This window comes from Pseudoalteromonas sp. Z9A5 (assembly GCF_011378875.1).
In the GTDB taxonomy this organism is placed as follows: Bacteria; Pseudomonadota; Gammaproteobacteria; order Enterobacterales; family Alteromonadaceae; genus Pseudoalteromonas.
Genome location: NZ_WTLC01000090.1, coordinates 341 through 2523, shown reverse-complemented (window position 1 = coordinate 2523; position 2183 = coordinate 341). Strand labels below are relative to the sequence as shown.

The following is a 2183-nucleotide window of genomic DNA, read 5'->3' as shown; positions in this document are numbered from 1 at the left end:
AAAAAAAATCGAGTTCTATTCGTGCCCTGACAGACAATTATCGAAAATACTTCATTGAGTTAGAGCTTGTTGCTATCGGAGCTCTTAGGGTTGGGGTTGAAAGTCGCAAAAATTTATTCGGGATAACGTCTTATCCACAGGGCAATCCCTTTTTAATTACTCTTGTTTTTAATTACTCTTGTTTTTAGCACCTCTACAGGCCTTTATTAACCGGCTGTGCAGAGCTTTTAGGGGGACACATTTACGGTTAAAAGGGGGTTTTAGGGGGACACATTTACGGTTAAAAGGGGGTTTTAGGGGGACACATTTACGGTATTCCCCACAACCAATGGTGGACACCTTGACAGATTGTCCACCCAATTGTAAGGTGGACAGAACCAAAGCAAATCCACTCAAGGTGTTTAAAGTGAGCAACCTCTCAGTTTCGAAATCAAACAATCTTATTGATGCCAGCTATAAGCTGAATGCTCAAGCGCAAAAGCTAGTCCTGGCATGCCTTGGCAAAGTTGATTCTCGGCCAAATAAAGATGTTCCAAAGGAGATCTCACTAACAGCATCTGAGTTCTCTGAAATGATGGGAATTGATATAAAAAACGCTCACAGGGAATTATATAAAGCTGCTGACTCCTTATTTAAATCAAGTATTATATTGCGCGATGACAGAGAAGAAATAGAGCTGTGTTGGATTCAAAAAAAGGTAAAAAAGATAAAAGGTGAGGGAGCTGTAACTCTAACCTGGTCCGATGATGTATTAAAATATATTTGCCAGCTTCAATCGCGATTCACAACTTATAAACTTAAAAACATAGCCCATTTGCAAAGTTCTCATTCCATTAGGGTTTATGAATTATTGATGAGATTCAATGCTACTGGCGAGAGATTTATCTACCTTAATGACTTTAAATCGGCATTGGGAATATCTGATAAATACCCTCAATACAAGGATCTTTCAAAGCGGGTAATAAAACCAGCAATAGAAGAATTAAACCTTCGGAGTGACTTAATTATAGAATTTGAAACGATAAAAAAAGGAAGGTCAGTGGTTGCGCTATCGTTTGAATTTAGAAAAAACACCCAATTAAAAATGGATATATAGATTAATATTTAATCGAATTGGTGGGGTAGTTGACAAATTATACAAGTACTTGTATAATTTGTGCTAAGTCAAGAGCTATAACAAAAAGCTTTGATTTATTAACCCTACCAACTTCCCGTTTTTATAGCGGTATTTTTATAATAATTTTTATAGCAGTAATAATCATAAAGAATTTAAAGTCAAAGGTGAGCATTATGAAATCATACAGCAGCCCATTTGAGCTTGTAAGTGATGATGCAGATGAGATATCAAACTTAGAGCTTAAAGCAAATATGATGATCGCAATCAGATCTTTAATTGAAGGTAAAGGCTGGAGTCAGTCTGATGCAGCTAAAGAATTGGGTGTAAGTCAACCAAGAATAAGTAACCTAAAAAATGGTAAAATCGACAAGTTTTCCGTTGATATGCTAATGGAGCTACTTGTTAAATTAGGTTTCAGATTTGAATTTAATTACACCGCAATTAAAGATAGTCTTCCGAAATTATCTATGAATGTTGCCGCTGCTTAAATTCTTTGTAGCGCAACTTTGCAACCTCCATTGCGGGCCTATCAACACCATTTGTAGTTTTTTTGAATGAATGTAATATTGTTATGCAATCATTGAATTTGGCTATATAAATGCACCGAAAAGCCGGCTTTCCATTTATTTTTAGCTCTATGACGCCTGGTCCAATTGAGGACAAGGGTTTAATTGGTGAGAATGGCTTTTCATCTTGGCATAAAGCTTTGATATCAAGCGCAAATCTAGATTTTATCTTTTGAGGTAGGTTTCTAAACTCTCTTTCAGCTGCAGCTGATGTGAATGCGAATTTCTTCATGGCGGTTAAGCTCCTTGTAGTGTTGTATATGCTTATTTAGTTTCTTCATTTCTATTCTCCTAGTTTTAAATTGGATGCTTCTGAGCCCTATATTTGCTCCTGTAGCTATCCTTGTATGGGTTATTACTACCACCCACATCAATGTATCATTAACAGACGATTTATACAAGTACTTGTATAATGCTTCTGTATGTCTTTTTGCACGCGAAAGTATAGCTATTACGTAGTAATTGTATACTTTCGACAGCGTGCCTATCTTATTTAACCT

The 2183-nt window shown here is 36.2% G+C and carries 4 protein-coding genes; 3 read left to right on the top strand and 1 reads right to left on the bottom strand.

The genetic code is table 11. The features are described from left to right. The 3 genes from GQR56_RS21405 to GQR56_RS21075 form a co-directional block, all read left to right on the top strand. A partial coding sequence (locus GQR56_RS21405; RefSeq protein ID WP_206018247.1) for a hypothetical protein occupies window positions 1-188 on the top strand: 188 nt, incomplete at its 5' end. Window positions 189-406: 218 nt separating this feature from the next. Continuing rightward, entirely contained in the window at window positions 407-1096 is a 690-nt protein-coding gene (locus GQR56_RS21080; RefSeq protein ID WP_346775790.1) for a replication initiation protein, read from the top strand. Window positions 1097-1290: 194 nt separating this feature from the next. Next, a complete protein-coding gene (locus GQR56_RS21075; RefSeq protein WP_166115323.1) occupies window positions 1291-1605 on the top strand; it encodes a helix-turn-helix transcriptional regulator in 315 nt (104 codons plus the stop codon). Here GQR56_RS21075 and GQR56_RS21070 read toward each other — a convergent pair. Continuing rightward, window positions 1583-1915: a type II toxin-antitoxin system RelE/ParE family toxin gene (locus GQR56_RS21070; RefSeq protein WP_166115321.1), complete on the bottom strand. Its 333-nt coding sequence runs from the start codon at window positions 1913-1915 to the stop codon at window positions 1583-1585. The genes GQR56_RS21075 and GQR56_RS21070 overlap by 23 nt on opposite strands. Window positions 1916-2183 lie beyond the last annotated feature (268 nt).

Coding starts and splice junctions, on each gene's coding strand:
- GQR56_RS21075 (WP_166115323.1), top strand. CDS start 1,291: ATGAAATCATACAGCAGCCCATTTGAGCTTGTAAGTGATGATGCAGAT.
- GQR56_RS21070 (WP_166115321.1), bottom strand. CDS start 1,915: ATGAAGAAATTCGCATTCACATCAGCTGCAGCTGAAAGAGAGTTTAGA.